The organism is Candidatus Bathyarchaeota archaeon, from assembly GCA_025059045.1.
Lineage (GTDB): Archaea > Thermoproteota > Bathyarchaeia > Bathyarchaeales > DTEX01 > JANXEA01.
The window spans coordinates 1-15,012 of the sequence record JANXEA010000023.1 but is presented as its reverse complement, the minus strand read 5'-3'; the positions used below and the strand labels follow the sequence as shown (position 1 = coordinate 15,012).

Annotated in this window: 16 protein-coding genes, 1 tRNA gene and 1 pseudogene; 11 read left to right on the top strand and 7 right to left on the bottom strand. The window is 45.6% G+C overall.

Annotated features, from left to right (window positions below; all coding sequences use genetic code 11):
- Window positions 1-928: hypothetical protein (locus NZ952_06830; GenBank protein MCS7120895.1), on the bottom strand; the 928-nt coding region annotated here is incomplete at its 3' end.
- 209 nt (window positions 929-1,137) lie between these two features.
- On the opposite strand from NZ952_06830, the gene NZ952_06825 reads away from it, so the two are divergent.
- Window positions 1,138-1,467, top strand: a complete 330-nt coding sequence (locus NZ952_06825; GenBank protein ID MCS7120894.1) for a phosphotyrosine protein phosphatase — start codon at window positions 1,138-1,140, stop codon at window positions 1,465-1,467.
- Window positions 1,468-1,548: 81 nt separating this feature from the next.
- Window positions 1,549-1,659, top strand: a tRNA-Met gene (locus tag NZ952_06820).
- Window positions 1,660-1,741: 82 nt separating this feature from the next.
- Here the strand turns inward: NZ952_06820 and NZ952_06815 are convergent.
- Together NZ952_06815 and NZ952_06810 are read right to left on the bottom strand one after the other, a co-directional pair.
- Window positions 1,742-2,446, bottom strand: a complete 705-nt coding sequence (locus NZ952_06815; protein MCS7120893.1) for a hypothetical protein — start codon at window positions 2,444-2,446, stop codon at window positions 1,742-1,744.
- A gap of 76 nt (window positions 2,447-2,522) precedes the next feature.
- On the bottom strand, window positions 2,523-2,771 hold the full coding sequence (locus NZ952_06810) for a hypothetical protein (GenBank protein MCS7120892.1): 249 nt from the start codon (window positions 2,769-2,771) through the stop codon (window positions 2,523-2,525).
- A 128-nt stretch (window positions 2,772-2,899) separates the two neighbouring features.
- Between NZ952_06810 and NZ952_06805 the strand changes: the two genes are divergently transcribed.
- Together NZ952_06805 and NZ952_06800 are read left to right on the top strand one after the other, a co-directional pair.
- Entirely contained in the window at window positions 2,900-3,466 is a 567-nt protein-coding gene (locus NZ952_06805) for a flavin reductase family protein (protein ID MCS7120891.1), read from the top strand.
- Window positions 3,467-3,578: 112 nt separating this feature from the next.
- Window positions 3,579-4,724: an oligogalacturonate lyase family protein gene (locus NZ952_06800; GenBank protein MCS7120890.1), complete on the top strand. Its 1,146-nt coding sequence runs from the start codon at window positions 3,579-3,581 to the stop codon at window positions 4,722-4,724.
- A 146-nt stretch (window positions 4,725-4,870) separates the two neighbouring features.
- Here NZ952_06800 and NZ952_06795 read toward each other — a convergent pair whose 3' ends face one another.
- The 3 genes and pseudogenes from NZ952_06795 to NZ952_06785 all read right to left on the bottom strand — a co-directional run bounded on the left by NZ952_06795 (window position 4,871) and on the right by NZ952_06785 (window position 8,052).
- Window positions 4,871-5,842, bottom strand: coding sequence for an alpha-ketoacid dehydrogenase subunit beta (locus NZ952_06795; GenBank protein MCS7120889.1), 972 nt, complete (start codon window positions 5,840-5,842; stop codon window positions 4,871-4,873).
- 105 nt (window positions 5,843-5,947) lie between these two features.
- Window positions 5,948-6,823, bottom strand: a pseudogene (locus NZ952_06790) (thiamine pyrophosphate-dependent dehydrogenase E1 component subunit alpha).
- A 131-nt stretch (window positions 6,824-6,954) separates the two neighbouring features.
- On the bottom strand, window positions 6,955-8,052 hold the full coding sequence (locus NZ952_06785) for an inositol-3-phosphate synthase (GenBank protein ID MCS7120888.1): 1,098 nt from the start codon (window positions 8,050-8,052) through the stop codon (window positions 6,955-6,957).
- Between the two features lie 62 nt (window positions 8,053-8,114).
- Between NZ952_06785 and NZ952_06780 the strand changes: the two genes are divergently transcribed.
- The 7 genes from NZ952_06780 (at window position 8,115) to NZ952_06750 (ending at window position 14,516) form a co-directional block, all read left to right on the top strand.
- A complete protein-coding gene (locus NZ952_06780; protein ID MCS7120887.1) occupies window positions 8,115-8,420 on the top strand; it encodes a PadR family transcriptional regulator in 306 nt (101 codons plus the stop codon).
- A gap of 63 nt (window positions 8,421-8,483) precedes the next feature.
- Entirely contained in the window at window positions 8,484-9,329 is an 846-nt protein-coding gene (locus tag NZ952_06775) for an SDR family NAD(P)-dependent oxidoreductase (GenBank protein MCS7120886.1), read from the top strand.
- Window positions 9,330-9,400: 71 nt separating this feature from the next.
- Window positions 9,401-10,042: an MBL fold metallo-hydrolase gene (locus NZ952_06770; protein MCS7120885.1), complete on the top strand. Its 642-nt coding sequence runs from the start codon at window positions 9,401-9,403 to the stop codon at window positions 10,040-10,042.
- A gap of 69 nt (window positions 10,043-10,111) precedes the next feature.
- A complete protein-coding gene (locus tag NZ952_06765; GenBank protein MCS7120884.1) occupies window positions 10,112-12,985 on the top strand; it encodes a glycosyl hydrolase in 2,874 nt (957 codons plus the stop codon).
- Between the two features lie 218 nt (window positions 12,986-13,203).
- The gene (locus NZ952_06760) at window positions 13,204-13,506 is read left to right on the top strand and encodes a hypothetical protein (GenBank protein MCS7120883.1); all 303 of its coding nucleotides are present in this window, start codon (window positions 13,204-13,206) and stop codon (window positions 13,504-13,506) included.
- Window positions 13,507-13,658: 152 nt separating this feature from the next.
- On the top strand, window positions 13,659-14,012 hold the full coding sequence (locus NZ952_06755) for a hypothetical protein (GenBank protein ID MCS7120882.1): 354 nt from the start codon (window positions 13,659-13,661) through the stop codon (window positions 14,010-14,012).
- A gap of 231 nt (window positions 14,013-14,243) precedes the next feature.
- A complete protein-coding gene (locus NZ952_06750; GenBank protein MCS7120881.1) occupies window positions 14,244-14,516 on the top strand; it encodes a winged helix-turn-helix domain-containing protein in 273 nt (90 codons plus the stop codon).
- On the opposite strand, the gene NZ952_06745 is transcribed toward NZ952_06750, so the two are convergent.
- A complete protein-coding gene (locus NZ952_06745) occupies window positions 14,485-14,940 on the bottom strand; it encodes a hypothetical protein (GenBank protein MCS7120880.1) in 456 nt (151 codons plus the stop codon). The two genes, NZ952_06750 and NZ952_06745, sit on opposite strands and share 32 nt — an antisense overlap.
- Window positions 14,941-15,012 lie beyond the last annotated feature (72 nt).

Below are 15,012 nucleotides of genomic sequence, written 5' to 3'. Positions count from 1 at the left end.
ATCTTGCGGCTTGCAGGAGAGCCATCACCTGAAACCTAGGTATTTTCCCAACTCCTGCGGCTGTATGAAGCCTCTTCTCCACCCTCCCTTCTGTGTGAGCGGGTAAACTCTCAATCAATGGCGCCTGAACCTTTGAAAAATATCCTCCAACCTCCCTCAATGCTCTTTCAGCAAGGGAATCAGCCTCCCCACATACGTATTCTCTCCATCTAACGTCATGCCTTAAAATTTCAGGCTTTGCCCAATCTATTTCAAAGTCTAGGAGGTGCTCCGGCTTAATACAAACAGCGCAGAGGTCTAGTTGCCTATGCAACGATAGGGGAGAAGTGAACACTCTCTTCAGGTCAACCTTATTCTCGACCTTCAAAGCATAATGCCATCGATCAGAGATTTCGGCTAAATCGCCTCTAATACGGCGGCAAACATACTCTACCACAGCGTAAGCCACGTCTAAGGGATTATGCCTCGAGAGTATCTGTTCAGAGAAAGCCCTCTCATGCAGATGAACATGGGCGCCCCTACCAGACCACTTAACATAAACCGAATGTGAAACCCCTTCATCCTCCAGCTTTCTAACAATAGCTTCGGCAACCTGCAGGGTTGCCTCCCAAACCTCAGGCGAACTGTCAATATCCCATACGGGCGAGGCATAAATAATGTTTGACGCATCCTCCGTATCCACAATCGAATCCAGCTTAGAGTAAACGTTAACTGATGCGTAGAACGTTCTCGGCTTTAATACGCCGAACCTGTGGAGCAGTTCACCGACATCTTCGCCGCGACTTATCGAGATAGGCGGCCCGCCTCTCCCCATGTACCTAAGGAATAGCCTCCCCACATCCTTAGGGCTGCACTCAACAGCAACCCAGCGCCCCTTGCAAAACGCGGAAATCTCATCCCTCACAATCGGCTTAGAATAATAATGCAAAATTTCTTGAAAATCCACAAACAAGATTCACGCATACGGCATAATAAAAGTATCCATCAGCCTGCAGCCAGGAGACACGAAAATCCACGTAAAGGCGGCCCTCAAAAATCATAAAAAAGCCAGATATAACCCTCGTGTTTTAGACAACATGCCAGCTTAACACAAGGCTTTTCCAAACCGCCAATACTTATCCTAGTTTGGTAGTAGAGATGGTGAAGAGGATACTTTTCGTCTGCACAGGAAACATGGATAGAAGCCCAACCGCCGAGAGGCTCCTGAAAGGGAAGGAAGGCTTTGAGGTTAAGTCTGCTGGCACATGGATCTACGCAAGAAACAGGATCTCAAAGGATCTAATAGAATGGGCCGACCAAATCTTCGTGATGGAGGAACACCATAGAGAGATAATCCTAAGCATGAATCCAGCGGCGGACAGAAAAATCGTTGTTCTGGGCATACCAGACATTTACCAAAGGAACGACCCCGAACTTATAAATATCCTGAAGACAAAGCTGGCGGAGCACCTAAACATTGAATGGTAAAAACGGTACAAGATTGGGACCGCAGATTTCAGAAAACGTAAATAAGCAAGTGGTAAGATCATACTTAATTCAGAAAAATCTGCCGGGGTAGCCTAGCCTGGAATGGGCGCCAGACTCATAATCTGGAGAACATAGGGGCAAGCGCCCAACGATGTCCAGAGGTCGCGGGCTCAAATCCCGCCCCCGGCACCATTCAATCACATCTGCCTAGTAACCTACCCATATGCTTCACTATGATCAAATCGATCGGGAGGCGAAGGATACAACCCTATATTTAACTTGTCGACACATAATTTTTTATCGAACCTTTAAGCTTATGCGCCATTCTAATCACGATTGTAACGTATGATAATGCAGATATGAGCAATGGAATTATCAGCGGGGCTAATATCCAACCAATAACAAACAGGTTTATTGATTTTGAAAGCATGTAATCGCCTAGGTTTCTTTTGAGTAACCTGAGCGCAGGCCAGAGTGCGGCTAACGCTGCTAGGGAGAGCGCATATGCGGCGAGAAGAAATGTGGAGAAGCTCAGCCTACTTGGCCCGCTAATATGATGTTCCAGGGTTATCCCAAGCGCCTGTAGACTCGTTAAATAGATTAGAGAAGCAGACGCAACCAATAATAGATATGATGAGAGTATTCGCATAGATAGGCGCGGCATAATTCTCCTTAACCCCCGGCTCACCATGAAGAAACCAGCGACAATCAGGATGAAACCTGCATGGCATAATATGCCTACGGGTAATGCTAAGACCCCTAAACCATCGAGGACAAGGCCTACACTAATCTCGGCTGCCACAGTACTCTCACTTCTCAGAGCTCTATACAAGTGTATGGGGTATAGCAGCACCCCGGCAACAAAGAGCAGTGCATAGAGTATCATAAAATAATCTTCTAATCCAGGTCTAAGCATTGGGTTAAAGTTTAAAGGGTAGAAGGGCCTAATCTCAGTATACAATGGCGAGTCAAAAAGCACATGGGACGACCACCCTAAAATACTGGCCAAGATGAATGATGCAGTCGAGCTCTCCATTTCAAATAGGGTAAGATCCCTAAAGTATGGGGGTCAAATATTCTCTGAACGAGTATACGACAAACCCAACAAGGGCTCCCACAAGTATCGACCCTAGAAATGTGTGAAGAAGCCTATGAACAGGATAATCCAGCCCCATCACCATGACTATTAAAGGCTCCAAAACAATAATGACGCTCGACAGGATGAGAGCAAACCAGTTAAGTCTTCTACGCAAAAAATACCCAATCAAAAATGCTAATCCAAGATGATAAGTCGTAAACGGCATAAAAACCACCTGGCACCGAAACCTTAAACTCGCCCATACCTCTACCTAAAATTTTCGGCCTAAAGTAATAAACCAAGGGTTATACAAAAAATATTACGGGAAAGGCTAAAATTTGGAGAATACGCAGGATGAGCGGAAAGGAAGTTGTTGATATCAGCCCATCAAACGCATTCAGGCTTATACACCCAATGCACACAGTTCTCGTCTCATGTACAGGCAAAAATGGAAAACCAAACATCATCACTTTAGCCTGGATTATGCCAACCTCCATCAGTCCACCACTTTTAGCCATAAGCATCGCACCCCGCAGACACTCCCACAGCCTAATCCAGGAGACCGAGGAATTCGTCGTGAACATCCCAACCCTAGAAATATTGGACGCAACATTCTATTGCGGGCGGGTTAGCGGAAGAGACCGAGACAAATTCAAGGAGGCGAAGCTGACACCTCTACCAGCAAAAAAAGTGAAACCACCAATAATTGCCGAGTGCATAGCCCATCTGGAGTGTAAACTCTACAACGAACTACAGACTGGGGACCACACAATATTTGTCGGCGAGATCGTCGAGGCATACGTAAATAAGGAATGTTTCACAAGCAGTGGCTATGAGCTGGAAAAAGCTAGGATGATTTTCCATCTGGGAGGAGATGAGTTTGCAATCCTCCAACCAAAAATTTTCAGGCCGAAACGCTAGAAACAGCGCCTCATCCAACATCAAATCTAGAAAGTTTCCATCGATATGGCTAGAGGAAAACAAAAATAGCGGCAAGATTATTCGCTTCCCGTACGGCATGAGGGTGTTGGAAATGGGTTTGGGAGAAACGATAGAGGTAGAGTTCATAACCTTCAGTGATAAGGATACCGGTGTCGATGTAACGCGGCTTTCCGATAATGTGGGAAATACATTACATCCATACTTTACACAGAACCTTCTCAGGTCAGATGACGGAATGCTTTTATGTGCATCTGATAGGACAGGAGCATGGCAACTATTTCTTCTAGACCTACGAGATGAATGTATGATTCAGATCACAGAGGGCACCTCAATCGCTCCAGGTGCGCCATGCCTGACCCATGATGGAAAGACAACATTTTACTGGGACGGCGGCTCCCTAATGATGGTCAATAATAAGACCCTAGAAACCCAGAGGATCTTTGAACTTCCAGAAGGTTGGCGCCCCACAAAACTGTCAATAACGAGGGATGGCCGTTTTCTTGCTTTCGCTATCGGAGAGATAATAAAACTTTGGGAGCTTCTCACCAAGAATAAGATTTCCTCCCATCTACATCTGGGGCTCTATGCGAGGCCGCGAAGCATACTATTCAGATATGATGTTAAATGTGGAGAAGCCATGCCAGTTTGGGGAGAGCAGGCCTGGATTACACATGTAAACATCCATCCGCTCAATCCAGACCTAATCCTCTTCAACCATGAAGGACCTTGGCACCTGGTCCAGAGAATGTGGGTTGCCAACGCTGAGACACATGAAATTTATCCCCTACTGCCATACAGACGGATATATGAAAGGGCTGGTCACGAGTTCTTCACTGATGGCGGCAGAGTTGCAGCCCAGTACTCTAGAAGGTATTCACCTAGCTCGCAGGAGTGGGAATGCTTCGACGTATTCCTAGACATAGACGGATCCAACGTGAAGATGTATAGGTACGAACGCAACATTAGAACGCCCAGTCACATGTTCTCACGTGACGAAAAGATAGGGGTCATTGACAGATCATATTTGACTAGAGATAGGGAAGACGACTCTTACGTCTCATCCGTTCGATATGAGGAAGGAAAAGCGATACTAAAGCCTATATGTAGGCATGGCAGCACATGGTCAGGGCAGGCTGCGCATCCGCATCCCATAATCACATTCGACAAGAAGCATGTCATATTCACGTCAAACATGGAAGGAAGAGAAAACTTATACATGGCTCCCATCGCAATATAAGTTGTGACAATTGCTAGGGTCCATGCTTCTTAAACTAGGACAGATAAAAGAGAGGCTAAGTTTTCACGCAATATTTATGCACGATCAATCTAAAAAGGAAAGATGTCCGATGGTTATCAGGCATTTTATCGATTTTATTTTATGCTTTAAACAATTTTCTTTACAGCGTCTATAATCTTCTGCTTGCTGGGTATTGCGGCATCTTCCAGAACTGGGCTCATTGGGATAGGTACATCTTCCCCTGCAACCCTGAGCACAGGCGCGTCAAGGTAATCAAATGCTTTTTCCATGATCAAAGCTGTGATCTCAGCACCGACGCCGCATGTGCGATATCCCTCGTATACAACGACCGCCCTATTCGTCTTCTTCACAGAATTTATGATCGTATCTATGTCAAGCGGTTTAAGTGTTCTGGGATCAACAACCTCGGCGCTTATCCCCTCTTTAGCCAGCTCCTCAGCGGCCTCCAAAGCGAAATGAACCATCCTTGAATAGGCTATGATCGTGACGTCCGTACCCTCTCTCTTGATGTCGGCAACACCTAAGGGGACAGTATACTCAACCTCCGGAACCTCGCCCTCAAGCCCATAAAGCATCTTATGCTCTATGAACATCACCGGATTATCATCCCTGATGCAGGTCTTAAGCAGCCCTTTAGCATCGAATGGTGTTGAAGGCATCACCACAAAGATGCCGGGCACATGCATATACCACGCCTCCAAGCTTTGGGAATGATGCTCCGCAATGCCTCTTCCCGCGCCTCCCTGCGTCCTATAGACGACTGGAACTATTGACTTTCCACCGAACATGTATCGATTCTTAGCCGCGATGTTAACTATCTGATCCATTGCAAGAGTTGAGAAGTCGATGTACATTATCTCCGCCACGGGACGCATTCCAGTCATTGCTGCGCCAGCGGCCGCGCCTGCAATCGCCGCTTCAGAGATCGGTGTGTCTCTAACACGTTCCAGTCCAAACTCTTCGTGAAGCCCCTTCGTGACGCTATATGCTCCGCCGTAGAGCGCGATGTCTTCACCCATAAGGAATACCCGGCTGTCCCTCCGCATCTCCTCTCTTAATGCCTCATTCAAGGCTTGAACGTACCTTATTCTGCGCATCTTCAAGCCCATCTTCTTCGCTGTCGCCAGATCTCTTATTGATGAGGATGGATCGACATATAGATCCGTATATAATCCGTCATAGAGCGTCTCTATGGGCGGGTATGGACTGCTCAAAGCAAATTTCTCAGCCTCTTCAACCTCCTTGATCACTTCATCCTCGAGCTTCTTGATCTCCTCCTCCGTCATAACTCCCCACTCTATAAGCCGCTTCTCATAGTTTAGTATCGGGTCTCTCATTTTCCACATCTTCTCTTCTTCTCTAGTCCTGTAAACCCTTGCATCGCTCCTGGAATGACCATAAAAACGATATGTCTTGCATTCTACTAATGATGGACCCTCACCTTTCCTCGCCCTTTCCACAGCTTTACCTACAACTTTTTTCACGTCTAGAACATCCATCCCATCTGCGATAAGTCCTGGTATATTATAGCCCTTCGCTCTCTCAGCGATGTCTTCGAATGGGAATGCCCTGCTTACCGCCACCGACATTCCGTATAGATTATTTTCGCAAATGTAGATTACAGGGAGATCCCAGATCGCAGCCATATTAACAGATTCATGGAATGCTCCAGTATTTGCTGCACCGTCGCCGAAGAAGCAGAGAACCACCTGATCTGTTCCTCGAAGCTTAATTGATAGGCCCGCGCCTGTTGCAACCGGTATGTTGGAGCCTACTATGCCAGTTGCGCCCAGATTTCCAGCGCTTACATCAGCTATATGCATTGAGCCGCCTCTGCCCTTACAGTATCCAGTCACTTTACCGCAGAGCTCAGCGAGCATAAGCTTCAAGTCTCCACCCTTGGCTATGCAGTGTCCATGACCTCTATGTGTGCTCGTGATATAATCGTCCTTCCTTATAGCGGCTATTGCGCCCACTGCAACCGCCTCCTCGCCGACATAGAGGTGTGAGGCGCCCTTAACAATGTCTCGGCTAAGGAGATCCATAACCTTCTCTTCGAAGTAACGTATCTCCAGCATCTTCCTAAGATAGTAGATCAGCTCTTCATTCGTCTCCGTGGGCATCGTAATCACCTATTCCGGCAAAGCATATTTCTACGAGTTAATGGGAGGCGACTTATAAATTCACCGTGCAGAAAAATTGGATGGATTTAATGAGATAGCTCACGGATCCATTCGTCCAGCCTTTTTCTAGCTTCCTCGTCGCTCATCTGAACCTTCGGATGCTTCATGTAGTACGCTGACGCGTATGTTAAGTCTCCTCCAATCCCCTTATCAAGTGCAAGCTGCGCGCATCTGATAGCATCCACGGACACGCCGCCTGAATTCGCTTTATCATTAACCTCAAGTCTAACCTCCATGTTAAATGGTATATTAGCGAACATTCTTCCCTCAACCCTTATGAATGCGAGCTTAGTGTTTCCGAGGAAAGGTATGAAGTCGCTTGGACCTATGTAGATGTTATCTTCAGGTATCTTCAATCCCTCAGGTATCAGGCTTTGAACGGCCTCAGTCTTAGAGATCTTCTTGCTCTTGAGTCTAGATCTTTCCAGCATATTGAGAAAGTCCGTGTTCCCGCCAACATTTATCTGATATGTTCTGTCGATGACCGCGCCTCTGTCAACGCAGAGCTTCACGAGCGTCCTATGCGTAATCGTCGAGCCTATAACGGCTTTAATGTCGTCGCCTACTATGGGTAAATTCCTCATCCTGAACGCTTTCTCCCACTTTTCTTCAGATGCTATAAATACTGGGATGCAGTTAACAAATGCGCATCCAGTCTCCAATGCGACTTCAGCCCAGAACTCGGTTGCCCTCTGACTTCCAACGGGCAAGTAGTTGATCAGAATCCTTGTATCAGTATCCTCTATCTCTGCGATTATATCCCTCCTAATCTCCTCGACGCTTCTCGTCTGCTTAATAGGTTTAATCATGCTTGCAGCGTAAACGCCGACGCCGTCGAGAATCGGGCTCTCCTTGACTATCGTGTCGCCGCAGCATGAGACTGAGTCGACCCACCTCACATAATTTGGGTCCGCGTAGATCGCTTCCTTTAGCAGCCTACCGACCTTGTTCTCGCCCACATCAAAGGCGCTTACAAACTCTATGTCCTCGACACTGTAGGGCCCAATCCTCTCATGCATTAGCCCCGTGGAATCATTCTTGTTTCTCTTATAATATTCGATTCCTTGTGCCAGCCCCGCGAAGCAGTTTCCTACCCCAACCACGCCTACCCTTATCTTTGGCATGCTTTGTTTTATTGTATCATAAAATATTTAAATTTTTATATTACCATAAAACAATTAGAGACATGGTTAAAGAGCCAGTCAAGAGATTAGAAGAGAAGATTTTAAAGGAGAACCTTTGGATCTTCCTCTTCAGCCTCCTAAAACATAAGGACCTGTACGCATACGAATTGAGGAAGATTGTGAATGAGGAGTTCGGGTTCTGGGCTGGAAAGGTAACTGGATATAAGGTTCTATATCTCCTAGAGAAGGATGGTTACGTGAAGTCCTATACAGAAGGAAGGAAAAAGTACTACACACTAACAGATAAAGGCTTAGAGCAGCTAGAGAAGGCAAAAGCCTTTTTGAGAAAAGTTTCGGAATCCCTATAGATTTTCGTCCTCTACGTAATATTTTTAACTTGCAATCCATTTGGTTCTTTTCGGTGGCGTCACGTGTCTCAGCTAAGGTCACATGGTCGCCTATCAGGCAAGGTTGCCATAGTGGTCGGCGGATCAAGCGGGATAGGAGAAGGGATAGTTAGAGACTTCGCAAAAGAAGGTGCACGTGTAGCGATTGTCTGCAGTAAATCGCTTGATAAAGCCCAAAAGATTGCTGATGAACTCAATCAGAAATATGGATCTGGAACAGCGATAGCATTGCAGGCCGACGTAACAAATGAGGATGCAGTTGAAAGAATGGTTAAGAAAACAGTTGAAGAGTTCGGCAGGATTGACATACTCATTTACAGCGCAGGCGTGGTTAAGGCTGGAAGCGTTAAGGACTTCAGCCTAGAAGACTTCGAGTTTGTAACAAAAGTGAATTATACAGGCTACTTTCTCTGCGTTAAACATGTCTCGAGAGTCATGGCTGAGCAGCATAAACGTGACCCATCACTGATAATGGACATAATCCAGATAAATTCGAAGTCTGGCCTCCAAGGAAGCCTCTACAACTTCGCATATGCAGGCAGTAAATTCGGCGGAATAGGATTGACCCAGAGCTTCGCGCTCGAGCTTTGGCAGGACGGGATCAAGGTTAACGCCATCTGCCCGGGCAACGTCTTTGACAGTCCACTCTGGAGCGACCCTGAAAACGGCCTTTTCATAAAGTACCTGAAAGCAGGCAAGGTTCCAGGCGCAAAAACCGTCGATGACGTAAGGCGATACTATGAATCTAAAGTGCTGATGGGAAGAGGATGCACGATAGAGGATATCCTAAAAGCCGTGTATTATGCTATAGAGCAGAAATATGAGACTGGTCAATCCATACTTGTCGCAGGCGGACAAATAATGAGATGACCCAAGTCAACCCCAGGGTGAGGAAAATAATATAATTCTCAGCTAGGAAAAATATGCTAGGTGAAGCAGAGTTGAGTATATCCATAAAATGGTTGGGCCATGCAAGCTTCCAGTTGAAAGCAGATGGAAAAAACATTTACATAGACCCTTACGAGGGAACTTATACTGAAAAAGCCGATATTATCCTCGTAACCCATTCCCACTTCGATCATTGTGACTCATCTAAAATAGAGAGAGCTAGAAAGGATGAAACAATAATTATTGCGCCAGCAGATTGTGCATCTAAGATTAAAGGGAAGATCAAGTCGCTCAAGCCTGGAGAAAAAACAGTAATAGGAAACATAACGGTAGAGGCTGTGCAAGCATACAACTATAAGCGTTTTAGGTCCCCTGGCAACCCATTCCACCCTAAAGGCTTGGGAGTCGGCTACCTCATAAAAATAGGTGATAAGACAATCTACCATGCCGGAGACACAGATTTTATTCCCGAAATGAGGGAGTTAAGAAATGTCAATGTTGCCCTCCTGCCAACTGGCGGAACATATACCATGGATAACCCTGAAGCGGCTGAGGCTACATTAGCAATAAACCCGCAGGTCGTGATTCCAATGCATCGATGGAACACTAACCCAGAAGAATTCCAGAAACAGGTTGAGGGCAAATCTAAAATCAAAGTCGTAATTCTAAAACCTGGTGAGGAATACTCATTATAAATTTATGCGCATCAGCGTTTAGAGACCTCGAAAAAGAACCCTCTAAGTAAAGAAGAGGCTAATATACTGATGATTATGGTAGAGACTGAAAGTATCGATCAGGAGGACCTTCATAGATCTATTGCAGAAAAGTTCAAAGATCCGCCCAGCGACTGCGGGCTCTTTGTTAGATGGTGGTGGTTCGGTCCAGCCGTCACGAGAGAGGAGATCAACAGAGAACTAGAAATTATGAAGTCGACTGGAGTATGCGGAATCGAGATCCAACCAGTATACCCGCTGAACCTTAATAGTCCAGAAGAAGGAATTCGAAACCTCAGGTTTCTATCATCCGAGTTTCTTGAGGCTCTTAGATTTGCCGTGAAGAGAGCATGTGACCTCGGGATGATTGTTGATGTTACCCTAGGAAGCGGATGGCCATATGGAGGTCCACACATACCCATACATCTCTCCGCCGGATGTATAAAGTACGAAGTTAGACACGCAGACTGCAAAGACGGTGTATGCAATCCATCCAGACTAGAGGTTCCGAAGCTAAGAGTTGATGAAAGGATCATCGCCGTTATGGCTGCCAGGAAAACTGAAAATGGACTGGATCCTGAAAGCGTGGTTGAATTGACTGATCTAGCCATTGAAGGCGAAACTATTGAGTTAAAGCTGCCTGATGGAGAATGGCAAGTGATGTTCTTCGTCGAGGGCCACACGCTCCAAGAAGTGAAGAGAGCCGCTCTCGGAGCCGAGGGATACGTCATGGATCACTATGACCCAAAAGCATTGATGACACATCTCGAAATCGTAGGCGAACCTCTTATCGCAGCTGGAAAAGGCAGGATACGCGCAGTCTTCTGTGATAGTTTAGAAGTCTTCGGCTCAAACTGGACTCCTAACCTCTTAGAGGAATTCAAGAAGAGAAGAGGATATGACCTAAAGCCATATCTGCCCGCCCTTTGGAACAAGTACGGGGATAAAACAGAGCTGGTCAGAATTGATTTTGGTAGAACACTATCCGAGCTGGCAACTAAAAATTTTATTATGCCTCTCCAAGAGTGGTGCAGAAAAAATGGGGTGCTTCTCCGCATGCAGCAATATGGGGTGCCAGCGATAGATCTTTCAGGCTACAAGTATGTGGATCTACCGGAGGGTGAGGGCAGAAACTTCGTGGAGATATCGCCAATGAGGTGGGCTTCATCAGCAGCTCACCAATACGGGAAGGCGATTTGCTCAGCTGAAGCCTTCACATTCTTATCCAACATGTCCATGTATGAGCCGTACCCCACATTCCCAGGTATCCGCTTCTCCTCAAGCCTAGAAGACCTAAAAGCGGCGTCCGACATATACTTCATACAAGGCGCAAATCACCTAATAGCCCACGGGTATAGTTACTCGCCTCCATCAGCAGGTGTACCAGGCTGGGTCTTCTACGCATCCGAGCTGATCAATCATAATAACACATGGTGGAAATATTTTTCCCACCTTACAACTTACATCCGCAGAGTCAGCTTTCTCCTGCGGCAAGGTAGGCCAGTAGTGGACGTAGCCATTTACCTCCCCCTCAATGATGCATGGGCAAAATCCCAAGATCCAAGCAGACTACGCATACCACAATTCATACCACTCAATAACGAATTGATAAGGCAGATTCTTAGGAGCGGGTATTCCTTTGACTTCGTAACTGATGATACCCTAAAAGACGCTAAGATAGGCAAGGGCTCTCTAACCTTCAACGGCGCAGAGTACCGTATCATCGTGCTTCCACAAGTATCCTTTATGCCGATTGAGAGCGTTAAGAAAATATATGCCTTCTTTAAGTCTGGCGGCGCGGTCATAGCAATATCAAGCCTGCCTAACCGTGACTGCAGGTTTGACGGGCGTGAGGACGAAAGTGCATCACTAAAGCAGATTATGGATGAAATCTTTGGGAAGAAAAATGGGAAAGGGAGAGCTATTCTCGTCAAGGATTACGGAGAAGAGTTGGCAAGGGCGCTTAGGGAATCTGTTCCGCCGGACATACAATTCTTGGAAGATCATAGCGACTTAGGTTTTGTGCATAGGCGAATCGGCACACTTGATTTCTACTTTGTGGCCAACACTGGATATGAGAAGAGAAAAGTCAAGGCCGTCTTTAGAGCAGGTCACAGGAAACCTAGAATTTGGGATCCGTTCACCGGAGACATAACAGCCGTTAACGTTTACTCTTTCATGGATAAAGGAACATTATTGACTCTCGACCTTGAGCCGCATGGATCAAAAATAATAGAATTCGCTGAACCATCCGCTGAAAGCCCAATAATTGCTACTAACTTTCCCGAGGTGCTTGACATCCAAGATCATAAGCACACTTTGAAGATAAAAGCTAGGGCAAACATTGCCGGCGAATATTATGTTAGAACAAGAAATGCCGTCTTCAATATTGTAGTCGATAATATTCCTCCATCCATCCCACTTAATGGTCCGTGGGAGATAACTTTTCATTTGGAAGGTGGAGACAGACGATTTAGGGTGGAAAAACTGGTTTCATGGACTGATCTGCCTGAATACCGATTCTATTCTGGAAGCGCGACATACGCCATTGATGTATCGTTACCCGAAGAATATGTGACGCCTGATCTAAGCCTCCAGCTGGATTTAGGGGTTGTGAGGGAGGTAGCCGAAGTATACATTAACGGTGTTAGAGCCGGCGTAACTTGGAGGCATCCACACATTATCGACGTGACAGCTCTAATCCGCTCAGGGCCCAACAATATAAAGGTGACAGTAACAAATCTGCTCATAAATAAGGTTCTTGGGATGCAGTCACCCGACTATACAGCTCTGAAAAGATGCTACGGCGAAAGGTTCCCAACGCCGATAGAGTATAATAAACCAGTTTCTCCCCTTCCCTCAGGACTGATAGGACCCGCAAAGATAATTCCCTATAAGATAGTTGATGCAGTATTTTCAAAATAGGTTGACCGCTTTGGGCTGGGTTAAAAGGCATTGTCTAATTTCATGGAGATATATTAGTAGACCATTTGTAAACTGATTAGAAGATAGTTCTTAATTCTTAACCGATAAGTTTAGCATGCAATAGAAATAAACGTTTTTACGTAAGGTTTACCACTTCACAAATTGTTTAAAAGGAATGGAGATAGTTAGGTTAGAGAACCCAAGAAGGATATTTCACAATGAGCACGGAAGAGGGAGGAAAATCAAGCTACCTTGACCTTCTGATAAGCACGCTAATGCAGCATGAAAAGAGCCTCGACGCTCTAGTTGAAAGGCTCGAAAGAATCTATGAGAGCATTGCACCAGCCTATAGAGGTGAGCCCCGTATGGCTGGCGAAGGTGGAGTAGAAATCGTCTACATAAAAGTGAAAACAAGCAGGCCAATTGAGGATGTTGAAAGAATAATAAAGTCGCTGAAGGAGGAGCCGGAGAAAGTTAAGGCTGAAGATCGAATCGTTGACGAGGATGATCCTGAAATATAGAGTTTTTTTCCAGGAATCTTTATATAGATCTGTAACCTATACTGGGAAACTGGTTGAGGCGTTTAAGGGCAAATTTGACAAGTAGAGGGTATGCCCACGCCTAGCTAGGAAACCAGTATTTGAAATATGTATTACTGAGCCTGGCGGGAATAATGTCTGCAGTGCTGGTTCTAGCATTACCACTCAACCTAGTTCTGTCCACAGTATCTGAAGCGCCAAAGATCAATCCCGAAAAGTACATTAACGTTCTCAACAAGGCTGAAAAAGCCTACAAAGACATTATTAACGATCTATGTGGGATGATGGAGATTGCTGAGAGGTTTAGAGACGATCCATCCTATGTGTATGATGAATCCCACATGAAGTCTATTATTATGAGGGACGGAGTAAATGGGATGCAGGAGATGTTGACAGTATTCAATGATCTTGTGAACATGGCGAGAAGTGATATGGAGAACCTGACAAGCGCCATGAATATTACTGGGATATCTTTTCCCGAGCCGTAACCCGTGTCTATCGGACTATTACCTTTTTAACGATTCAGTTGCCAGGAGTTCATTGGTGAAAGGAGGAGAGATTTTTTAGTATTCGCCTTTAAACGCCTCAACCTTCCAAGCCTCCTTTCACCGATAATATAGATCTAAAGGTTTTTTGAACATTTCAATAAAACGTTTTGGACGTTCACAACTTTAAATAGCGTTTTAAAAAACTATAAGTAACCAAGTCGGTGAAGTGGCATGAAGAGGTCGACATTTGATATTGCCATAGATGTCCTGAAAATTATTAAGTCCGGCTGTAACAAGCCCACACGCATAATGTATAAGAGTAATCTCTCATGGATCCCTCTTCAAAGGACGCTTGATTTCCTCATGAAGAGTGGATGTATCGTGGAGAAGACAGTAAACCAAAGAAAAGAATACCATATAACGGAAAAAGGTCTTATGGTTCTAAAGTATCATGCCGAATGTATGACGATGCTCACTGGGAGAACTGAATTTCCCCCCTTATAACCCTCTCAGCGGGAACCCTTAATTCTCTAGAAAGGAATTCTCTTATCTCCGCCGGCTCCAATAAATGTTCAACTTCATATTGTAGGCCATCCTTCACACCCTTAAACCGCCAGGGTATCTGCACCATATACTCGAAAACCATTCCCCGCCTGACGGTTTGAATCTTAAGTTCACGACCATTAATGTGAAATGTAACTGCAGTCGCGCCGATACCTACCTTCTTGAACTCATCCCAGTTTTCGCATAAGATCTTTAAGCTGCCCTTCAACTGCGCATTCGCCCTTGCCTCAGACTTCTCCGCAGTGGCCGAAATGGTCTTAAAAACCTTCTCCAGCTTCCTCGTCGCCGCGTCAAGCATCTTCTCATGCTCTTTGAGGGCGCTTATAACGAAGTCCAGGGTTGTCATCTTAGCCGAGTCAGACATAACCCCAAACCTCTAGGATCATAAAATCCACTCTCCATTATAAACGGCTTATGCATAGAGAATAGGTAATCA

What these genes read in the sequence shown, in the direction of transcription:
- NZ952_06825 (MCS7120894.1), top strand. Translation starts at nt 1,138, where the DNA reads ATGGTGAAGAGGATACTTTTCGTCTGCACAGGAAACATGGATAGAAGC.
- NZ952_06810 (MCS7120892.1), bottom strand. Translation starts at nt 2,771, where the DNA reads ATGCCGTTTACGACTTATCATCTTGGATTAGCATTTTTGATTGGGTAT.
- NZ952_06805 (MCS7120891.1), top strand. Translation starts at nt 2,900, where the DNA reads ATGAGCGGAAAGGAAGTTGTTGATATCAGCCCATCAAACGCATTCAGG.
- NZ952_06800 (MCS7120890.1), top strand. Translation starts at nt 3,579, where the DNA reads ATGGGTTTGGGAGAAACGATAGAGGTAGAGTTCATAACCTTCAGTGAT.
- NZ952_06795 (MCS7120889.1), bottom strand. Translation starts at nt 5,842, where the DNA reads ATGCGCAGAATAAGGTACGTTCAAGCCTTGAATGAGGCATTAAGAGAG.
- NZ952_06785 (MCS7120888.1), bottom strand. Translation starts at nt 8,052, where the DNA reads ATGCCAAAGATAAGGGTAGGCGTGGTTGGGGTAGGAAACTGCTTCGCG.
- NZ952_06780 (MCS7120887.1), top strand. Translation starts at nt 8,115, where the DNA reads ATGGTTAAAGAGCCAGTCAAGAGATTAGAAGAGAAGATTTTAAAGGAG.
- NZ952_06765 (MCS7120884.1), top strand. Translation starts at nt 10,112, where the DNA reads ATGATTATGGTAGAGACTGAAAGTATCGATCAGGAGGACCTTCATAGA.
- NZ952_06760 (MCS7120883.1), top strand. Translation starts at nt 13,204, where the DNA reads ATGAGCACGGAAGAGGGAGGAAAATCAAGCTACCTTGACCTTCTGATA.
- NZ952_06755 (MCS7120882.1), top strand. Translation starts at nt 13,659, where the DNA reads ATGTCTGCAGTGCTGGTTCTAGCATTACCACTCAACCTAGTTCTGTCC.
- NZ952_06750 (MCS7120881.1), top strand. Translation starts at nt 14,244, where the DNA reads ATGAAGAGGTCGACATTTGATATTGCCATAGATGTCCTGAAAATTATT.
- NZ952_06745 (MCS7120880.1), bottom strand. Translation starts at nt 14,940, where the DNA reads ATGTCTGACTCGGCTAAGATGACAACCCTGGACTTCGTTATAAGCGCC.